Consider the following 17,058-nt stretch of genomic DNA (forward strand, 5'->3'; position numbering starts at 1 on the left):
TGCTGGGCACCGAGTCCCTGCAGACGTTCGGCGGCTCGGGCTTCCTGCAGGACTACCCCATCGAGCAGTACGTCCGCGACGCCAAGATCGACACCCTCTACGAGGGCACGACGGCGATCCAGGGCCAGGACCTGTTCTTCCGCAAGATCGTGAAGAACAAGGGTCAGGCGCTGGGCCACCTGTCGGCCGAGATCGAGGCCTTCGTCAAGAGCGAGGCCGGCAACGGTCGCCTCAAGGTCGAGCGCGAGCTGCTCGCGAAGGGCCTCGAGGATGCCCAGGCGATCATCGGCGCGGTGTTCACCGACCTGATGTCGGCCAACCCGGCCGACGCCAACGGTGACATCAAGAACATCTACAAGGTCGGCCTCAACACGACCCGCCTCGTGTACGTCCTCGGCGACCTCGTCGTCTCGTGGCTCCTGCTGCGTGGCGCGGAGGTCGCGCTGGCCAAGCTCGACGGCGAGGTGTCGGCGGCCGACAAGGCGTTCTACGAGGGCAAGGTCGCCGCGGCCTCGTTCTTCGCCCGCAACGTCCTGCCGCTGCTGGCCGGCGAGCGCGCCATGGCGGAGAACATCGACGCCTCGATCATGGAGCTCGACGAAGCCGCGTTCTGACCTGCGCGCAGCACCGACGACGGCACCCCCGGACCTCGAGGTCCGGGGGTGCCGTCGTCCGGCCAGACGATGTGGCGGCGCGACACCGGCATCGGGCCCGCCACCGACGTCGGGGCCCGGTCGACGCCTGCGGGTGCGACGATGAGGAGGCGCCGACACACCCGCGCGCCCCGTCGACGAAAGGCCACCCCGTGAGCGCATCCGACGACCGCAGCAAGGGCTCCCTGATCGAGCTGCCCCCCGAGGAGTGCGTCGCGCTGCTGGGCTCCACGACGGTCGGACGCCTGGCGTTCGTCGACGCCGACGGCCAGCAGCTCATCCCGGTCAACTTCACCGTCATCGACGAGAAGATCTACTTCCGCACCTCCCGTGACGGCATCCTCGCCGGGCTCGCGGGTGGGCACGAGGACATCGCCTTCGGCGTCGACCACCAGGACGTCTTCCGCGACGGGTGGAACGTCACGGTGCGGGGGTCCGTCGCCGCCGTCACCGACGAGGCGATCGTGGAGACCGTGGTGTCGCACACCCGGCTGCACCCGTGGGCCGGTGGGGACCGCCCGCTCGTCATGGCCATCGCACCCCGCGCCATCGACGGGCGCCGGGTCAAGGGGCACTGACCCTCAGCCGTACCTCTCGACGTGCTCGGCCTTGAGCCGCTGGTACGTCTCGTCGGCCGCCGCCGCGTCCCACGCGGCCTTGAAGATCCGCGCCGACTCGGCCTTGACCGGGTCCTCCGGGTCGACCGGCAGCTCGGCCCGCCCGTGCGCCCCGCTCTGCCCCTTCTTGTCCGCCGGGACCGGCCCGTCGTACTTGCGCCCGCCGCGGTGCCGGGCATATCTCCGCGCCCGGGTGTAGCCCATCTGGAGGTACTTGCGGGTCATGTCGGCGCCCACCAGGTCACCCGCGGCGAGATAGTCCTCGAACGCCCGGCGCAACGCCTCGCTGCTCTCGGTCGCCTGCTCCGGCGTCGCGAACCGCCACAGGGGCAGGAGCTCGGACTTGTAGGGCTCGACGCCGAAGACGCCCTGCTCGCCGCGACCCACCCGGTACGCCTCGGGGTGCGCGCGGTGGTCGACGTCGGGATCCATGTCGGGCGCGTACCCCGGACGCGGCGGGGTACGCCCGGGGTCGATCGAGAGGATTCCCATGACCGAGTCACCCCTGGCCGACCCACATCCCGAGGACGAGCCGGACGCCGAGCCCAAGCCCGGTGTCAACGACCCCAACCCCGAGGGGACCGGCTCCGACGAGCCGCTGACACCGCTCTGACCCGTCGCGGCGCCCGACTCCTCGCCCCGCGGGCGGTCAAGGGGCCGCGCGCGCCGCGCCGTGTGGGAAAGTTGCGGGGTGCGCCTGACCAATCCGCTCTGGTACCTCGTCGCCCTCCTGCTGGCGATCGGCAGCGCGATGGTCGCCGCGGCGGTCGCCGCGACGGCGTACGACACGATCAAGACGACCCAGGTCACCGGGATGCAGGAACGGGCCGACGCCCGCGGCAAGACGCTCGCGGTCTACACCGACGACTACGAGCCGGAGCGGGGCGTCACGTGCCACGCCCGCGGCCGGGACAAGGTCCGGGTCGAGATCACCAAGCCCGTGCCGGACATCGACAACCGGACCGGCGGCACGACGTGGCACCTGCTCGCGGTGCTGGAGGAAGGACGCGACGGGATGCGGGTCGCCTGCTCGCCCAAGAGCAAGGACATCGACGACGGCGCCGCATACGCCTGGAGCGTCGTGGACGACTTCGAGGCGCCGTCACGCAACGGCAAGGGCATCGCCTCCCTGGGCCTGGCCGCCGGCGCGGGCTTCGGGGCCTACGTCTTCTGGTGCCGCCGCAGCGCCCGCCGCGACGCCAAGCTCGAGGCCGCGACGCCGAAGCCCACCTGAGCCGGCTCGCTTCGGCAGGCGCGCGCCGCGCCGGGTCAGTAGCCTTCGCTGCATGACCTGGAGCACCGACGACATCCCCGACCTGACCGGCAAGCGCGTCGTCCTCACCGGGGTGACGGGCGGGCTCGGCCTCGCGACGGCGCTCGAGCTGGCCCGGCACGGCGCCGACCTGGTCGTGACGGCCCGCGACGACGCCAAGGCCGATGACGCCGTCGCGCGGATCTCGAGCGACACCCCCGGCACCGGCATCGACGTCGTCGCACTGGACCTCGCCTCCCTGGCCGACGCCCGCCGCGCCGGCGCCGAGGTCGCGAAGACGTACGACCGCATCGACGTGCTGATCAACAACGCCGGCATCATGATCCCGCCGAGGACGCAGACCGTCGACGGCTACGAGCTGCAGATCGGCACCAACCACCTGGGCCACTTCGCCTGGACCGCCGAGCTGTGGCCGGTCCTGCGGGCGTCCGACGCGCGGGTCGTGACGGTGTCGTCGATGGCCCACACGGCGGTCAAGGGGATCGACCTGCGCAGCCTGACGCCGGAGGGATCGCCGCGGCGCTATCGCCGGTGGACGTCGTACGGCGAGTCCAAGCTCGCCAACCTGGTCTTCGCGGTCGAGCTCGACCGCCGGGTCAAGGCCGCCGGCAGCGGCGTGGTCAGCGTCGCTGCGCACCCCGGCTACGCCTCGACCAACCTGACCAAGACCGGTCCCACCGTGGGCGGGCTGTCGCTGCCGGGGATCGCGGTGCACCAGATCACCAAGGTCATCGCGCAGTCCGCGACCGCGGGATCGTGGCCGCTGCTGATGGCCGCGACAGATCCGGCGCTGACCGGCGGCGAGTACGTCGGGCCGACCAGCCTCGGCGGCTGGCGGGGCCGCCCCAGGCTCGTCGGGATGACCAGCACGGCGCGCGACGAGGCGCTGGCGACGGCGCTGTGGGCGGCCTCCGAGGACGCGATCGGCGAGGCGTTCCCGGTCTGAGGACTACAGCGGTGTGCGGCCGTACGCCGCGGGGTCCTCGGCCATGATCTTGGCCCGCGTCCGCACGCGGTAGCGCCAGATCTGGGTCAGGCCCAGGGCCCACAGGACGTACTGGAACGACATCGCCCAGCGGAACGCCGAGGGGGTGTACGCCGTCCCGCCGCCCGGCGTGCGCCAGTCGAGGATCAGGCCGATCGCGATGACGAGCACCAGGCTCGCGACGAAGCCGGCCTGGTTGATGATCCCGCTCGCGCTGGCCATCCGCTCGGCCGGGTTGGACGTCCGGCCGACGTCGAAGCCGATCATCGAGGCGGGCCCGCCGACGCCGACCACGACGACCAGCAGGACCAGCAGCCACGACGGGGCGGTGCCCGGCCAGGTCAGCACGATGGTCCACATCGTCACGATCGCCCCGACGATCGACAGCACGATCGTCGAGCGGTGCCACGGGTGGCGGCCGATGGCCCAGCCCAGGATCGGCCCGGCGGTCATGACCGCGACGACCATCAGCGTCAGCAGCAGGCCCGCGAAGCCCTTGGACGTGTGCTCGCCGCGCACGAAGAACGGATAGCCCCACAGGAGCCCCAGCGTCGTGGCGCTGAACTGGGTCGAGAAGTGGATCCAGAAGCCGAGCCGGGTGCCGGGCTCGGCCCACGAGGCGCCGAGGCTGCGCCGGATCTGGGTCAGCGACAGCGCCGGGCCGCGCGCCGACCGCGCCTCGGGGTGGTCGTGCACGACCACGACCAGCGCGACCGCCAGGACGACGCCGAAGGATGCGGACAGCAGGTAGGACCTCGTCCAGCCGAGCTGGCCCAGCGCCCACGTCATCGGGACCGCGGCGATGATCGCGCCGGCCTGGCCGATGACACCGGTGAGCTGGGTCATCAGCGGGATCCGGCGGGGCGCGAACCACGTGTTGACGAGCCGCAGCACGCAGATGAACGTCATGGCGTCGCCGACGCCGACGAACGCGCGCGCGACGAGCGCCAGGCCGTACGAGTCGGCGAACGCGAACCCGGCCTGCGCGAGGGTCAGGATGATCGCCCCCGTCAGCAGGATCCGGCGGGGCCCGAAGCGGTCGACCATGAGTCCGACCGGGATCTGCATCCCGGCATAGACCAGGAGCTGCAGCATCGTGAACGTCGCGAGCTGGGAGGCCTGGATGCCGAAGCGGTCCGTCGCCTCGAGCCCGGCGACGGCCAGCGACGACCGGTGGAACACCGCGAGGAAGTAGACCAGCAGCCCGACGACCCAGATCCCGTACGCGCCGCGATGACGGGTCTCGAGGGGGTGGCTCACTGATCGATCGTAGACCCGACGGGCGAGCCGGACACGGCAGGATGTGCCACGGTGGACCGCATGGCCTCCTCCTCGCTGACCCTCGTCGACTGGCGCCGCCGGGTCCACGAGATCTATGCCGCGGTCCGCGCCGACCCGGATCCCGCCGCGGCCCACGCCGGGTGGCGCGCCGCCCGGGACGAGCTGTTCGCCCACCACCCGCAGAGCCCGCTGCTGGCGGACGACCCGCTGCGGCAGGACGGGCTGCCCTGCTGGCCGTACGATCCCGCGCTCCGCTTCGAGACCGAGCTGCTCGACGTCGACGCGTCCGAGCCGCGGCTGTTCGACGGCGGCGACGACGGGGAGCTCGAGATGCGCCTCGTCGGCCGGGTCGAGCTGCCGATCGGCGGGACCCTCGACGTGTGGTCGCTGCACCAGTACGGCGGTGGCCTGTTCGTCCCGCTCCGCGACGGCACGTCGGGCGACGGGTCGTACGGCGGTGGCCGCTATCTGCTCGACACCGCGAAGGGGTCCTGGCTGGGCGGCACCGACCGGTCGATCACGCTCGACCTCAACTTCGCCTATCACCCGTCGTGCCGCTACAACCCCCGCTGGATCTGCCCCCTGGCCCCACCCGGCAACACGATCGCCCACCGGGTGGAGGCCGGGGAGCGGCTCTAGCCCCAGCCCAGATGTGCGGAGCTTTGCACGTTCTTGGACCCGTGAAACGGGGTAGAAGTCCGCAAATCTGGGTTCCTAGTAGGTCAGGGCCGTCGCGGGGTCGCGGAGGATCGCCGCCACGTCGGCGAGGAAGCGGGAGCCCTGCTCCCCGTCCACGACCCGGTGGTCGAAGCTCAGCGCCAGCGTCGTGACCCAGCGCGGCACGACCCGGTCCTCCTGGTCGACCCACGGCCGGCGCTCGATCGAGCCCAGCGCGAGGATGCCGGACTCCCCGGGGTTGAGGATCGGGGTGCCGGCGTCGATCCCGAAGACGCCGATGTTGGTCAGGGAGAACGTCCCCCCGGCCATCTGCGCCGGCTGGGTGCGCCCCTCGCGGGCCGTCGTCGTGAGCTCGCCGATCGCCGCGGCCAGCTCGACCAGCGACAGCGAGTCGGCGCCCACGATGTTGGGGACCACGAGGCCCCGTGCGGTGGCGGCCGCGATCCCGAGGTTGACCGCCTTCTTGACCACGATCTCCTGGGCGGCCCCGTCCCACCGGGCGTTGAGCTCGGGGGTGCGCCGCATCGCGAGGCAGATCGCCTTGGCCGCGATCAGCGTCGGCGAGACCTTGACGTCGGCGAACGCCCGGTCGGTCTTGAGCCGCGCGACGAGCTCCATCGTGCGGGACACGTCGAGCGTGACCCACTCCGTCACGTGCGGGGCGGTGAACGCCGAGCGGACCATCGCCTCGGCGGTGAACTTGCGGACGCCCTTGATCGGGATCCGTGTCTCACCCGCATCGTCCTGGGGGACGGGCATCGGCGCGCTCGCTGACTCGGTCCGCCCGGCGAACGCCTCGACGTCGGCGCGGGTGACGACGTCACCCGTCGTGGGGACGTCCGCGAGGTCGACCCCCAGGTCCTTGGCGAGCTTGCGCACCGGCGGCTTGGCCAGCGGCCGGAGCTTGAGCCCCGAGGTCGCCGGCTGCGGCGCGGGAGGGGTCGGCGGTGCCGGCTGCCGTACCCGCTCGGTGTCGACCGACGCAACGCGGGCCGACGGGGCCGACGGCGCCGACGGGCGCCGACGACGGGTCGGGGCGTCGGTACGGGGGCCGTAGCCGACCAGCATCGCCTCCCGCTTGGCCGGCTCGGTCGACGGCGGCGCCTCGGCGGGTGCGTCCTCGACGACGTCGGCCGAGCCGATCGCGATGATCGGCGTCCCGACCAGGACCGTGTCGCCCTCGCTGACCAGCAGCGCGCGGACCTCGCCGGCGTACGGGCTGGGCAGCTCGACCAGCGACTTCGCGGTCTCGATCTCGACCAGGACGTCGTTGATCGCGACGGTGTCGCCGACGGAGACCTGCCACGAGATGATCTCGGCCTCGGTCAGGCCCTCACCGACGTCGGGCAGCTTGAACTCGGGCATGTCAGCTCTCCTGGAGGGCGCGGTCGACGGCGTCGAGGATCCGGTCGAGCCCGGGCAGGAACTCCTCCTCGACACGGCTGGGCGGATAGGGCATGTCGTAGCCGGTGACCCGCTGGACGGGCGCCTCGAGCGAGAAGAAGCACTCCTCGGTGATCCGGGCGGCGATCTCGGCGCCGAGCCCCAGGGTCCGGGCGGCCTCGTGCACGACGACGGCGTGGCCCGTGCGGCGCACGGACTCCACGACGGGGGCGAGGTCGAGCGGCGACAGCGTGCGCAGGTCGATGACCTCGAGCTCGAGGCCGTCCTCGACCGCGGCCTCGGCCGACGCGAGGCACGTCTTGACCATCGGCCCGTATGTGATGAGGGTCGCGTCGCGGCCCGGGCGGACGACCTGCGAGGACCACAGCGGGAGGTCGGTGGACCCGGTGTCGACCTGGCCCGACTCCCAGTAGCGCCGCTTGGGCTCCATGAACACGATGGGGTCGTCCGACGCGATCGCCTGCTGGATCATCCAGTGCGCGTCGTGCGGGGTGGACGGGGCGACGACCTTGAGTCCCGCCGTCATCGCGAACTGCGCCTCGGGGCTGTCGGAGTGGTGCTCGACCGCCCCGATCCCACCGCCGTAGGGGATGCGGATGACGACCGGCATCCGGACCTTGCCGCTGCTGCGGAAGTGCATCCGCGCGACCTGGCTGACGATCTGGTCGTACGCCGGATAGACGAAGCCGTCGAACTGGATCTCGATGACGGGCCGGAAGCCGCGGAACGTCAGGCCGATCGCGGTGCCGACGATCGCCGACTCCGCGAGCGGCGTGTCCATGACCCGGTGGTCGCCGAAGTCCTTCTGCAGGCCCTCGGTGACCCGGAAGACGCCGCCGAGCCGGCCGATGTCCTCGCCCATCACGACGACCTTGGGATCGGCCTCCATCGACGCGCGCAGGCCCGAGTTGATCGCCTTGACCATCGTCATCTTCTCGCTGCTCATGCCACGCTCCCTTCGAACGAGTCGCGCCAGGCGACGTACTCGGCCTTCTGCTGCTCGAGCTCGACCGTCGTCTCGACGTAGACCTGGTCGAACAACGACGCGAGGTCGGGCTCGGGGATCTGCTGGCACGCCTCCCGCAGGTGGGCGCCCAGCGCGTCCGCCTCGGCGGCGAGCTCGGTGAACCACGCCTCGGTGACGCCCTCGGCGCGCAGATGGGTCGCGACCCGCTCGAGCGGGTCCTTGGCCTTCCACGCCTCGACCTCGCTGGCCTCGCGGTAGCGGGTCGGGTCGTCCGACGTCGTGTGCGCGCCCATCCGGTAGGTCACGGCCTCGACCAGGGTCGGGCCCTGGCCGTCGCGGGCCCGCTGCAGCGCCGCCGTCGCGACGGCGTGGCACGCGAGGACGTCGTTGCCGTCGACGCGGACGCCCGGCAGCCCGAAGCCGTCGGCGCGCTGCGCGATCGGGACCCGGGTCTGCCGCTCGAGGGGCACCGAGATCGCGTAGTGGTTGTTCTGGCAGAAGAACACGACCGGGGCCTGGTGCACCGCGGCCCAGTCGAGCGCTTCGTTGAAGTCGCCCTGGCTCGTCGCCCCGTCGCCGAGGAACGCCATCGTGGCGGCGTCCCGGTCCGGCGTGCCGGTGCCGACGAGGCCGTCGATCGTCAGGCCCATCGCATAGCCCGTCGCGTGCAGCGTCTGCGCGCCGATGATGATGTTGGGCAGCGCGACGTGGTGGTCGGCGGGGTCCCAGCCACCGAGGTGCGAGCCGCGGAAGATGCCGAGCAGATAGGTCGGGTCCTCGCCGCGGCACCACACGATGCCGTGGTCGCGGTAGGTCGGGAACGCGAAGTCCTGGGGACGCATCGCGCGGCCGGCGCCGACCTGGGCGGCCTCCTGGCCCAACAGCGGCGGCCACAGGCCGAGCTCGCCGTGGCGCTGCAGGGCGAAGGCCTCGGTGTCGATGCGGCGCACCATGACGAGGTCACGGTAGAGCTCCTGGACGTCGGCGAGCGTGCCGTCGTAGGAGTAGTCCGGATCGGGGACGCGCTGGCCGGCAGGCGTCAGCAGCTGGACCGGCGGCGAGTGCGGGGTCGTGGGGTCGGACGGGTCGTCGTGATTCATGCGTCTCCTCAATCACCCGGTGGACGGGGTCACCGTTCCGGAGCTCGAAGCATGCGAGCCCGGCCTGGCAGGGGTAACTGACGACCGGACGTGCACGTCGACGTGACTGTCGTCACATCTGAGACCACCGTAGCCTCCCGCGACCCGTCCGACAAAACGCCGCGGGCTCAGGCCGGGTGCGTCCTCCGCCACGCCCCGGCGAGCGCGATCAGCTCGGTGTTGACCTCGGGAGCGCCGACGCTGATGCGCACCCCGTCGCCCGCGAACGGCCGCACCGACACCGGGTCACAGGCCGCCGCGAAGTCGAGCGCGTCGTCGCCGAGCGGCAGCCACACGAAGTTGGCCTCGGTGTCGGGGACGTCCCAGCCCTGGCCGCGCAGCGCCGCGACCATCGCGAGCCGCTCCTGCACGATCGCCTCGACCCGCTCCTGCAGGGCCTCCTCGGACTCGAGCGAGGCGACCGCCGCGGCCTGGGACAGGTCGGTCACCGAGAACGGCGGCGTGGCCTTGCGGATCGACACCGCGATCTCGGGGCGCGCGATCGCGTAGCCGACCCGGAGCCCGGCCAGCCCGTACGCCTTGGAGAACGTCCGCAGGACGACGACGTTGGGGTGGTCGGCCAGCGCCGCCAGGCCGCTGGCCGCGGCCGGGTCACGGACGAACTCGACGTACGCCTCGTCGACGACGACCAGCACGTGGCTCGGGACCGTCGCGAGGAACGCGTGCAGGTCGACGGCGCTGACGACGGGGCCGGTCGGATTGTTGGGGGTGCAGACCAGGACGACCTTGGTGCGGTCGGTCACGGCGGCGGCCATCGCCGGCAGGTCGTGGGTCGCGTCGGCGCGCAGCGGGACCCGCACGGTCGTGGCGCCGGTCAGGTCCGCCGCGATCGGATAGGCCTCGAAGGACCGCCAGGCGTACACGATCTCGTCGCCGGCCTCGAGGTGCGCGTTGAGCAGGGCGAACAGCACCGCGACCGATCCCGTGCCGGCGGCGAAGTGGTCGGGCGACAGGCCGAGTCGCTCGGACAGCGCGTCGTACAGCCCCGTCATGCCGGCGTCGGGATAGCGGTTGATCCGGCCCAGCTCCGCGGAGGCGCGCTCCATCACGCCGGGCAACGGCGGATAGGGATTCTCGTTGCTGGAGAGCTTGTGGTCCTCCGTCAGCGCCGGCTTGCCGGGGCGGTAGACGGGGATCTCGTCGAGTGCTCGGCGAGCTCGGGGGGCGCTGGATCCGCTCATGCGCCGAGCGTATCCCTGCGAGAATCGTCGCGTGACAGTCCGCAACGCTCGCCTCGGCTACGTCCTCGTCGTCGCCGCGGCGGTGCTGTTCGGCCTCAACGGCGGGGTGTCGCGGGTCGCGATGGGGTCGGGGCTCAGCCCCGAGTCGTTCACGACCCTGCGGATCACCGGCGCGACGCTGGTGTTCGTGGCGTACGCCGCGGCCTTCCGCCGCTCGGCGCTGCGGCGGCCGCGGGGCACCGCGCTGCTGCTCGTCCTCGCCCTCGCGCTGGTCGGCGTCGTGGGTCTGCAGCTGACCTACAACATCGCGATCGACCGGCTGCCGCTCGGGATCGCGCTGCTGATCGAGTACCTCGCGCCGGTCCTGGTCGTGCTGTGGGTCCGGTTCGTGCGCAAGGAGCCCGTCCGGCCGCGCATGTGGGCCGCAGTGGGGCTGTCGGTCGGCGGGCTGGCGATCGTCAGCCGGGTCTGGAACGGTCTGGCGTTCGACGGCCTCGGCATCGTCATGGCGCTGCTCGCGGCGGTGTGCTTCGCGGCGTACTTCCTGATCGGCGAGCACAACGTCGGCTTCGACGACCCGCTGCGGGTGATCCTGTGGGCGTTCGTCGTCGCGACTGTCGCGATGAACCTGATCGAGCCGATCTGGACGACCCCGGACCTCCCCGACCGCACCTCGATGCTGGGCCGCCTCGACGGGCACGGCGTGGACCCGTGGCTCGTCATCGGGACGGTCGTCGTGATGGGCACCGTCGTCCCGTTCTTCCTCGAGATGTTCGCGCTGCAGCACCTGCCGGCGACGATCGTGACGGTCGTCGCGATGCTCGAGCCGGTCATCGCGAACATCCTGGGCTGGGCCTGGTTCCGCGAGTCGCTGACCCCGGTCCAGGTCGTCGGCGCGTGCGCCGTCCTCGCGGGCATCGTCCTGGCGCAGACGTCCCGCCGGGCCGAGCTCGCGATCCCCGCGCCCTGACCGGCGCGCGCCGACCTCCGGCGACCGCGGCGCGGCAGGTGCGAGAATTCCCCCCATGGAGCGTTTCCTCTCGACCTGGCTCGTCAGCGCCGTGGCCCTCGCCTTCGCGGCGCTGATCCTCGGCGACCACATGACGATCGGCGCCGACGACGCCACCGCGACCCAGCAGGTCATCGCGGTGCTGCTGGTCGCCCTCGTGTTCACGATCGTCAACAGCTTCGTCGGGCCGATCGTCAAGATCCTGTCGCTGCCGTTCATCATCATCACGCTGGGCCTCGCGCTGCTGATCATCAACGCCCTGCTGCTGCTCCTGACCGAGCAGATCACCGACGCGTTCGACGTCGCCTTCACGATCGACGGCTTCGGCTGGGCCGTCGTCGCCTCGATCCTCATCTCCCTGGCCCAGACCGTCGTGGGAGCGTTCGTCGGATCGAAGCGGTGACCTACCGCGTCGCGCTGGTCTGCCTCGGCAACATCTGCCGCTCGCCGATCGCCCACGTCGTCCTCGAGGACCGGCTCGCGAAGGCAGGCCTGGACGACCGCGTCGAGGTCGTCTCGTCCGGGACCGGCGGCTGGCACGAGGGTGAGCCGATGGACCCGCGGGCCGCAGCGGTCCTGCGGGACGCCGGCTACGACCCGTCGCGGCACCGCGCCCGGACGTTCTCGATCGACTGGTACGCCGAGAACGACCTGCTGCTCGCGATGGACCACAGCAACCGGACCGACATGACCGCGCTGTCACCGACCGTCGCGCAGCAGTCGCAGGTCCGGATGTTCCGGGCGTTCGACCCCGACGCCACCGAGGGCGACGACGAGGTGCCGGACCCCTGGTACGGCGGCGACTCCGGCTTCCGTCACGTCCTCGCGATGATCGAGCGCACGACCGACGGGCTCGTCGAGCGCCTCCCTGACCTCATGGAGTCGTGACCCGCCTCCGCGCGTACGCGGTAACGTCGTCGTCATGGCACGCATGGCAGGGACCGCCGCCCGGGCGGAAGCACTCCTCGACGTAGGAGTCGTGTCGACCACCCCGGTCGCGGGCGGGGACATCTGCACCACGACACGGCTGCGCCTGACCGACGGCCGCGGCGCCATCATCAAGACCCGTCCGCAGGCTCCTGGAGGATTCTTCGAGCGCGAGGCCGAGGGCCTGCGCTGGCTCCGCGAGGCCAAGGGCGCCAAGGTGCCCCAGGTCCTGGCGGTCGCGGAGGACTGCCTCGTGCTGGACTGGATCGAGCCGGGCAAGCCGACGACCGACGCCGCCGAGCGGCTCGGCCGCGACCTCGCCGCGACCCACGCCGCCGGCGCCGAGGCGTTCGGCGCCGCGACCGACGGCTTCGTCGGGCTGGCCCCGCTGCCCAACCGGTCGCTGCCGAGCTGGCCGGAGTTCTTCGCGTCCCGGCGGGTCATGCCCTACGTCCGCGCTGCGGTCGACCGCCAGGCGCTGACGTCGGACGAGGCCGCCATCATCGAGCGGGCGATGCGTCGCATCCACGAGCTCGCCGGACCCGCGGAGCCGCCCGCCCGCGTCCACGGCGACCTGTGGTCGGGCAACCTGGTCTGGGGCACGGACGGCGAGGTGTGGCTGATCGACCCGGCCGCGCACGGCGGCCACCGCGAGACCGACCTGGCGATGCTGGCGCTGTTCGGCGCCCCGCACCTGCAGCGCATCCTCGACGCGTACCACGAGGCCGCGCCGCTCGCCGAGGGCTGGCACGACCGCCTCCCCCTGCACCAGCTCCACCCGCTGCTGGTGCACGCCGTCCTGTTCGGCGGCACGTACGGTGGTCGCGCCGCCGCGGCCGCCCGCTCGTTGATCGGCTGACACGGCCGGGTTTCAGCAATCCCTCAGGCGTACCGGGCAGACTGTCAGCATGCGCATCCTTGTCGTGGACGATGACCGCGCCGTGCGCGACTCGCTGCGACGGTCCCTGGAGTTCAACGGCTACACCGTCGAGCTGGCCTCCGACGGGGTCGAGGCACTCGCCCGCACCCCGCAGATCGCCCCCGACGTCATCATCATGGACGTCATGATGCCGCGGCTGGACGGCCTCGAGGCGACCCGCGCGCTCCGGGCGGCCGGCAACGACGTGCCGATCCTGGTGCTCACCGCGCGCGACGCCGTGTCGGACCGGGTCGACGGCCTGGACGCCGGCGCCGACGACTACCTCACCAAGCCGTTCGCGCTCGAGGAGCTGCTCGCCCGGGTCCGCTCGCTGCTGCGGCGCTCGAGCCGCGCCGCCGAGGTCGAGCCCGACGAGGCGCCGTTGACGTTCGCGGACCTGTCGCTCGACCCGGTGACCCGCGAGGTGACCCGCGGCAACCGTTCGCTGTCGCTCACGCGCACCGAGTTCGCGCTGCTCGAGCTGTTCCTCCAGCGCCCCAAGCGGGTCCTCGAACGGTCGTTCATCCTCGAGGAGGTGTGGGGGTTCGACTTCCCCACGACCGCCAACTCGCTCGAGGTCTACGTCGGCTACGTCCGTCGCAAGCTCGAGGCGGAGGGTGAGCCGCGGCTGCTCCACACCGTGCGGGGCGTCGGCTACGTCCTGCGCGAGACACCTCCGTGATCGACGCGCTCCACCGACTGGTCCAGAAGTTCACCGGCCGCCTGTCGCTGGCCCTGCGGGTCGCGGTCCTCACGACGATGGCCGTCGCCGTGACCCTCAGCGTCGTCAGCGCGCTGGTCTACGTCGTGGTCCGCGCCGAGTTCCAGAACTCGCTGGACGACTCGATGTACCGCCGCGCGCAGGCCGCCGTGACCAGCGGGATCAACGAGTCGCTGCTGACGATCCCCTCGGCACGCTCGCTGGCGTACATCGGGATACAGCCGTTCATCGTCAAGGGCGGCGAGCTGCTGCCGGCGACCAACGGGGCCAGCGACTACTCGCAGCTCAAGGGCTACCGCGAGCTCGAGGTCTCGGTCGGTCAGCGCGAGCGCTCCGCCCGGACGATCTATCTCGACGGCGTGCCGCACCGGGTCGTCGCGGTCCGCGCCGGCGCCGGCACGGCGCTCGTCCTGGTGCAGTCGATGGAGTCCAACCAGGACGCGCTCGAGCGGCTCAAGGTCATCCTGCTGGTCAGCAGCATCGCGGGTGTCGCCGCCGCGGGCGTGGCCGGCTGGGCCGTCGCCGCGAACGGCCTGCGCCCCGTGCGGCGCCTCACCGCCGCGACCGAGCGCGTCGCGCGTACCGCCGAGCTCACCCCCATCGAGGTCACGGGACGCGACGAGCTGGCCCGACTCACGACGTCGTTCAACGCGATGCTGCAGGCGCTGGACGCCTCGCAGGAGCGGCAGCGTCAGCTTGTCGCCGACGCGGGCCACGAGCTGCGCACCCCGCTGACGAGCCTGCGCACCAACATCGAGCTGATCGGCCAGGCCGCGGACAACACCGAGCGGCACCTGACCGACGAGCAACGCCACGAGATCATGGGCGACGTCCGCGCCCAGCTCGAGGAGCTCACGACGCTCGTGGGCGACCTGGTCGAGCTGGCCCGCGACGAGCCGCTGTCCCGCGATCCCGAGCCGCTCGACCTCGCCGACGTCGTGACGCAGGCGGTCGACCGCGTGCGCCTGCGCGCCCAGGAGGTCGAGGTTGAGGTCGACCTGACCCCGTGGATGGTGATCGGCGAGCCGCAGCTGCTCGAGCGGGCCATCACCAACCTGCTCGACAACGCCGCCAAGTGGAGCCCACCCGGCGGGACGATCCGCGTCACGCTGCGCGAGGGCCGCGTCACGATCACCGACGAGGGCCCCGGCATCGCCGCGGAGGACCTGCCGCACATCTTCGACCGCTTCTACCGCTCCAGCGAGGCACGGACGCTCCCCGGGTCCGGGCTCGGGCTCTCGATCGTCAAGCGGGCCGCCGAGCGCCACGGCGGTACCGTCGAGGTTTCGTCACCCCCGGACGGGGGAACCGTCTTCACACTGACCCTGCCCGAGCACCGCCCCGACGACCAGGCCTGACGCTCGAAGGTTCTTCGATCTCTCACACGCCGCTCTCATATCCATCTCAGTGATAAGCGAGAATCTCTTTCCATGACCGAATCGAACGACCCGTTCGCCGCCAAGCCGTACGTGCCCCCGGCGGACCGCGACTCCTCCGAGCCGACGCCCCCGGCCACCGACGACACCGCCGTGGACGCTCCCGCACCTGACGCCCCCCTGCCGGCCCACGCGCCGGAGGGCACGACGCCCGAGTCGGCGCCGACCGACGCCGCCCCTCACCTCGACCAGGACGCCACGATCCCGGTCCTGAGCGAGTCCGAGCGGGCCGCCGCGGAGACCCAGCCCACGCCTGTCGTCGCGCCGCCCGCCCCCGGCCCGGCTCCCGCACCCGAGGACTTCTCGCACCGCTACGACGACCACCGCGACGCCGATGGCTACGGCCCGTCCGCGGGGTCCTCCACGACCCAGACGCTCCCGCCGTTCGCGGCGACCGAGACGGCGTACTCCCACGCCGACGGCGGATCCGGTGGCGGCGTCGCCGCCCCGCCCCGTCGACGCCGCGGACGTACGCTCGCCGGCATCGTGGCGCTCGCGGTCCTCGCCGGCGGCGCCGGCTTCGGTGGCGCCTGGGCGTACGACGAGACGCAGGGCGACGACGGCAGCCCGGGTGTCGTGAGCTCGCTCACCGACGACTCGGCAGCCACGCAGACCAAGGCACCCGCCGGCACCGTCAGCGCGGTCGCGGAGAAGGTCCTGCCGTCCGTCGTGCAGATCAACGTCAAGGGCCAGACCGAGTCGGGGTCCGGCACGGGCATCATCATCAGCAGCGACGGCCAGATCCTGACCAACAACCACGTCGTCGAGGTCGCCGCCGACAACGGCACGATCACCGTGGCGTTCAGCGACGGCACCAACGCCAAGGCCACGATCGTCGGACGGGACCCGAAGACCGACCTCGCCGTCGTCAAGGCGACCGGCAAGACGGGCCTGTCGCCGGCCCAGCTGGGCACGTCGGCCGACCTCAAGGTCGGCCAGGAGGTCGTCGCGATCGGCTCGCCGTTCGGTCTGGAGAGCACCGTGACCGAGGGCATCATCTCGGCTCTCAACCGGCCCGTGTCCTCGAGTGACGGCTCCGGCTCGAGCCAGTCCACGACCTTCCCGGCGGTCCAGACCGACGCCGCGATCAACCCGGGCAACTCCGGTGGCCCGCTTGTCGACCTGAATGGCCGCGTCATCGCGATCAACTCCGCGATCCGCTCCGGCACGACGACGTCCGGCGACGCCGGCTCGATCGGCCTCGGGTTCGCGATCCCGGTCGACCTGGCCAAGAACGTGTCGAGGCAGCTCGTCGCCGGCAAGACCGTCGAGCACGCCCAGATCGGGGTCAGCGTCGACAACTTCCTGAGCGACGACGGCATCACCGGCGTCGGCGCCGAGGTCAAGGAGGTCGTCGCCGGCGGCGCCGGCGACAAGGCCGGGATCAAGAAGGGTGATGTCATCACGGCGGTCAACGGTGCGGTGGTCCCGAGCTCGGAGGCGCTCGTCGCCTCGGTGCGCGGCTTCAACCCGGGCGAGAAGATCACGGTCTCCTACACGCGAGGCGGCAAGAAGGCACAGGCTGCCGTGACCCTCGACTCCGACGAGGGCAAGACCAGCTAGCCCCACACACCCCGCTGGCCCTGACGTCCTGAACGCAACACGCCCGACGTGTCTGCTGAGACGGCAGGGCCAGCGTCGTTGTCGGCGCCTCCCACTACCGTGGGGTGGTGAAGACTGAACGCGACCTGTCCCTCCCGGCGATGCTCGTGACCGTGCTGCTGTGGGCCTCGGCCTTCGTGGCGATCCGCGCACTGGGCGACACGTTCTCCCCCGGCTCGCTCACGCTGGGACGCCTCGTGGTGGGCGCACTGGCCCTGACCCTGATCGTCCGCCCGGGGCGGGTC

19 protein-coding genes are annotated in these 17,058 nt (G+C 71.9%); 13 read left to right on the forward strand and 6 right to left on the reverse strand.

The genetic code is table 11. The annotated features are described in order from the left end of the window. Both JWQ91_RS06155 and JWQ91_RS06160 read left to right on the forward strand, forming a co-directional pair. Nucleotides 1–614 (forward strand): acyl-CoA dehydrogenase (locus JWQ91_RS06155; RefSeq protein ID WP_297781983.1); only part of this gene is annotated, 614 nt, incomplete at its 5' end. A gap of 191 nt (nt 615–805) precedes the next feature. Continuing rightward, complete coding sequence (locus JWQ91_RS06160) at nt 806–1,231, forward strand: pyridoxamine 5'-phosphate oxidase family protein (protein ID WP_297781984.1); 426 nt, start codon at nt 806–808, stop codon at nt 1,229–1,231. A gap of 3 nt (nt 1,232–1,234) precedes the next feature. Here the strand turns inward: JWQ91_RS06160 and JWQ91_RS06165 are convergent, their stop codons facing one another. Beyond that, nucleotides 1,235–1,702 carry a DUF4385 domain-containing protein gene (locus JWQ91_RS06165; RefSeq protein ID WP_297781985.1) on the reverse strand — a complete coding sequence of 156 codons (468 nt, stop codon included), beginning with the start codon at nt 1,700–1,702 and terminating at the stop codon, nt 1,235–1,237. 58 nt (nt 1,703–1,760) lie between these two features. Between JWQ91_RS06165 and JWQ91_RS06170 the strand changes: the two genes are divergently transcribed. From JWQ91_RS06170 to JWQ91_RS06180, 3 genes are all read left to right on the forward strand, one after another. After that, nucleotides 1,761–1,883: a hypothetical protein gene (locus tag JWQ91_RS06170; protein WP_297781986.1), complete on the forward strand. Its 123-nt coding sequence runs from the start codon at nt 1,761–1,763 to the stop codon at nt 1,881–1,883. 78 nt (nt 1,884–1,961) lie between these two features. Continuing rightward, nucleotides 1,962–2,504 carry a hypothetical protein gene (locus JWQ91_RS06175; protein WP_297781987.1) on the forward strand — a complete coding sequence of 181 codons (543 nt, stop codon included), beginning with the start codon at nt 1,962–1,964 and terminating at the stop codon, nt 2,502–2,504. Nucleotides 2,505–2,556: 52 nt separating this feature from the next. Continuing rightward, the gene (locus JWQ91_RS06180) at nt 2,557–3,489 is read left to right on the forward strand and encodes an oxidoreductase (RefSeq protein WP_297781988.1); all 933 of its coding nucleotides are present in this window, start codon (nt 2,557–2,559) and stop codon (nt 3,487–3,489) included. Nucleotides 3,490–3,492: 3 nt separating this feature from the next. Here JWQ91_RS06180 and JWQ91_RS06185 read toward each other — a convergent pair whose 3' ends face one another. Next, complete coding sequence (locus JWQ91_RS06185) at nt 3,493–4,788, reverse strand: MFS transporter (protein WP_297781989.1); 1,296 nt, start codon at nt 4,786–4,788, stop codon at nt 3,493–3,495. 60 nt (nt 4,789–4,848) lie between these two features. Here JWQ91_RS06185 and JWQ91_RS06190 point away from each other — a divergent pair, with 60 nt between their 5' ends. Next, nucleotides 4,849–5,448, forward strand: coding sequence for a DUF1684 domain-containing protein (locus JWQ91_RS06190; RefSeq protein ID WP_297781990.1), 600 nt, complete (start codon nt 4,849–4,851; stop codon nt 5,446–5,448). 75 nt (nt 5,449–5,523) lie between these two features. Here the strand turns inward: JWQ91_RS06190 and JWQ91_RS06195 are convergent, their stop codons facing one another. The 4 genes from JWQ91_RS06195 to hisC form a co-directional block, all read right to left on the reverse strand. Further along, a complete protein-coding gene (locus tag JWQ91_RS06195) occupies nt 5,524–6,852 on the reverse strand; it encodes a dihydrolipoamide acetyltransferase family protein (protein WP_297781991.1) in 1,329 nt (442 codons plus the stop codon). 1 nt (nt 6,853) lies between these two features. Beyond that, nucleotides 6,854–7,837: an alpha-ketoacid dehydrogenase subunit beta gene (locus JWQ91_RS06200; protein ID WP_297781992.1), complete on the reverse strand. Its 984-nt coding sequence runs from the start codon at nt 7,835–7,837 to the stop codon at nt 6,854–6,856. Next, nucleotides 7,834–8,958, reverse strand: coding sequence for a pyruvate dehydrogenase (acetyl-transferring) E1 component subunit alpha (pdhA, locus tag JWQ91_RS06205; protein WP_297781993.1), 1,125 nt, complete (start codon nt 8,956–8,958; stop codon nt 7,834–7,836). The genes JWQ91_RS06200 and pdhA overlap by 4 nt, the downstream gene beginning before the upstream one ends. 167 nt (nt 8,959–9,125) lie before the next feature. Then, nucleotides 9,126–10,199, reverse strand: coding sequence for a histidinol-phosphate transaminase (gene hisC / locus JWQ91_RS06210; RefSeq protein ID WP_297781994.1), 1,074 nt, complete (start codon nt 10,197–10,199; stop codon nt 9,126–9,128). 31 nt (nt 10,200–10,230) lie between these two features. Between hisC and JWQ91_RS06215 the strand changes: the two genes are divergently transcribed. The 7 genes from JWQ91_RS06215 to JWQ91_RS06245 all read left to right on the forward strand — a co-directional run bounded on the left by JWQ91_RS06215 (nt 10,231) and on the right by JWQ91_RS06245 (nt 16,774). Continuing rightward, on the forward strand, nt 10,231–11,169 hold the full coding sequence (locus JWQ91_RS06215; RefSeq protein WP_297781995.1) for an EamA family transporter: 939 nt from the start codon (nt 10,231–10,233) through the stop codon (nt 11,167–11,169). Between the two features lie 55 nt (nt 11,170–11,224). Continuing rightward, nucleotides 11,225–11,611 carry a phage holin family protein gene (locus JWQ91_RS06220; protein WP_297781996.1) on the forward strand — a complete coding sequence of 129 codons (387 nt, stop codon included), beginning with the start codon at nt 11,225–11,227 and terminating at the stop codon, nt 11,609–11,611. Beyond that, a complete protein-coding gene (locus JWQ91_RS06225; protein ID WP_366521357.1) occupies nt 11,608–12,096 on the forward strand; it encodes a low molecular weight protein-tyrosine-phosphatase in 489 nt (162 codons plus the stop codon). The genes JWQ91_RS06220 and JWQ91_RS06225 overlap by 4 nt, the downstream gene beginning before the upstream one ends. 34 nt (nt 12,097–12,130) lie before the next feature. Further along, nucleotides 12,131–12,994 (forward strand): fructosamine kinase family protein, encoded by an 864-nt coding sequence (locus JWQ91_RS06230; RefSeq protein ID WP_297781997.1) that lies wholly within the window; start codon nt 12,131–12,133, stop codon nt 12,992–12,994. A gap of 49 nt (nt 12,995–13,043) precedes the next feature. Next, nucleotides 13,044–13,736: a response regulator transcription factor gene (locus JWQ91_RS06235; protein ID WP_297781998.1), complete on the forward strand. Its 693-nt coding sequence runs from the start codon at nt 13,044–13,046 to the stop codon at nt 13,734–13,736. Next, nucleotides 13,733–15,133 (forward strand): HAMP domain-containing sensor histidine kinase, encoded by a 1,401-nt coding sequence (locus tag JWQ91_RS06240; protein ID WP_297781999.1) that lies wholly within the window; start codon nt 13,733–13,735, stop codon nt 15,131–15,133. Before JWQ91_RS06235 ends, JWQ91_RS06240 begins: the two co-directional genes overlap by 4 nt. 72 nt (nt 15,134–15,205) lie before the next feature. Beyond that, nucleotides 15,206–16,774, forward strand: a complete 1,569-nt coding sequence (locus JWQ91_RS06245) for a trypsin-like peptidase domain-containing protein (RefSeq protein WP_297782000.1) — start codon at nt 15,206–15,208, stop codon at nt 16,772–16,774. The last annotated feature ends 284 nt before the right edge of the window (nt 16,775–17,058 follow it).

It is taken from the genome of Aeromicrobium sp. (assembly GCF_025965075.1).
Taxonomy (GTDB): Bacteria; Actinomycetota; Actinomycetes; order Propionibacteriales; family Nocardioidaceae; genus Aeromicrobium.

Bases quoted from the DNA above. Each gene is read 5' to 3' on its own strand.
- JWQ91_RS06165 (WP_297781985.1), bottom strand. From the start codon at position 1,702: ATGGATCCCGACGTCGACCACCGCGCGCACCCCGAGGCGTACCGGGTG.
- JWQ91_RS06170 (WP_297781986.1), top strand. From the start codon at position 1,761: ATGACCGAGTCACCCCTGGCCGACCCACATCCCGAGGACGAGCCGGAC.
- JWQ91_RS06180 (WP_297781988.1), top strand. From the start codon at position 2,557: ATGACCTGGAGCACCGACGACATCCCCGACCTGACCGGCAAGCGCGTC.
- JWQ91_RS06190 (WP_297781990.1), top strand. From the start codon at position 4,849: ATGGCCTCCTCCTCGCTGACCCTCGTCGACTGGCGCCGCCGGGTCCAC.
- JWQ91_RS06195 (WP_297781991.1), bottom strand. From the start codon at position 6,852: ATGCCCGAGTTCAAGCTGCCCGACGTCGGTGAGGGCCTGACCGAGGCC.
- JWQ91_RS06200 (WP_297781992.1), bottom strand. From the start codon at position 7,837: ATGAGCAGCGAGAAGATGACGATGGTCAAGGCGATCAACTCGGGCCTG.
- pdhA (WP_297781993.1), bottom strand. From the start codon at position 8,958: ATGAATCACGACGACCCGTCCGACCCCACGACCCCGCACTCGCCGCCG.
- hisC (WP_297781994.1), bottom strand. From the start codon at position 10,199: ATGAGCGGATCCAGCGCCCCCCGAGCTCGCCGAGCACTCGACGAGATC.
- JWQ91_RS06220 (WP_297781996.1), top strand. From the start codon at position 11,225: ATGGAGCGTTTCCTCTCGACCTGGCTCGTCAGCGCCGTGGCCCTCGCC.
- JWQ91_RS06230 (WP_297781997.1), top strand. From the start codon at position 12,131: ATGGCACGCATGGCAGGGACCGCCGCCCGGGCGGAAGCACTCCTCGAC.
- JWQ91_RS06235 (WP_297781998.1), top strand. From the start codon at position 13,044: ATGCGCATCCTTGTCGTGGACGATGACCGCGCCGTGCGCGACTCGCTG.
- JWQ91_RS06245 (WP_297782000.1), top strand. From the start codon at position 15,206: ATGACCGAATCGAACGACCCGTTCGCCGCCAAGCCGTACGTGCCCCCG.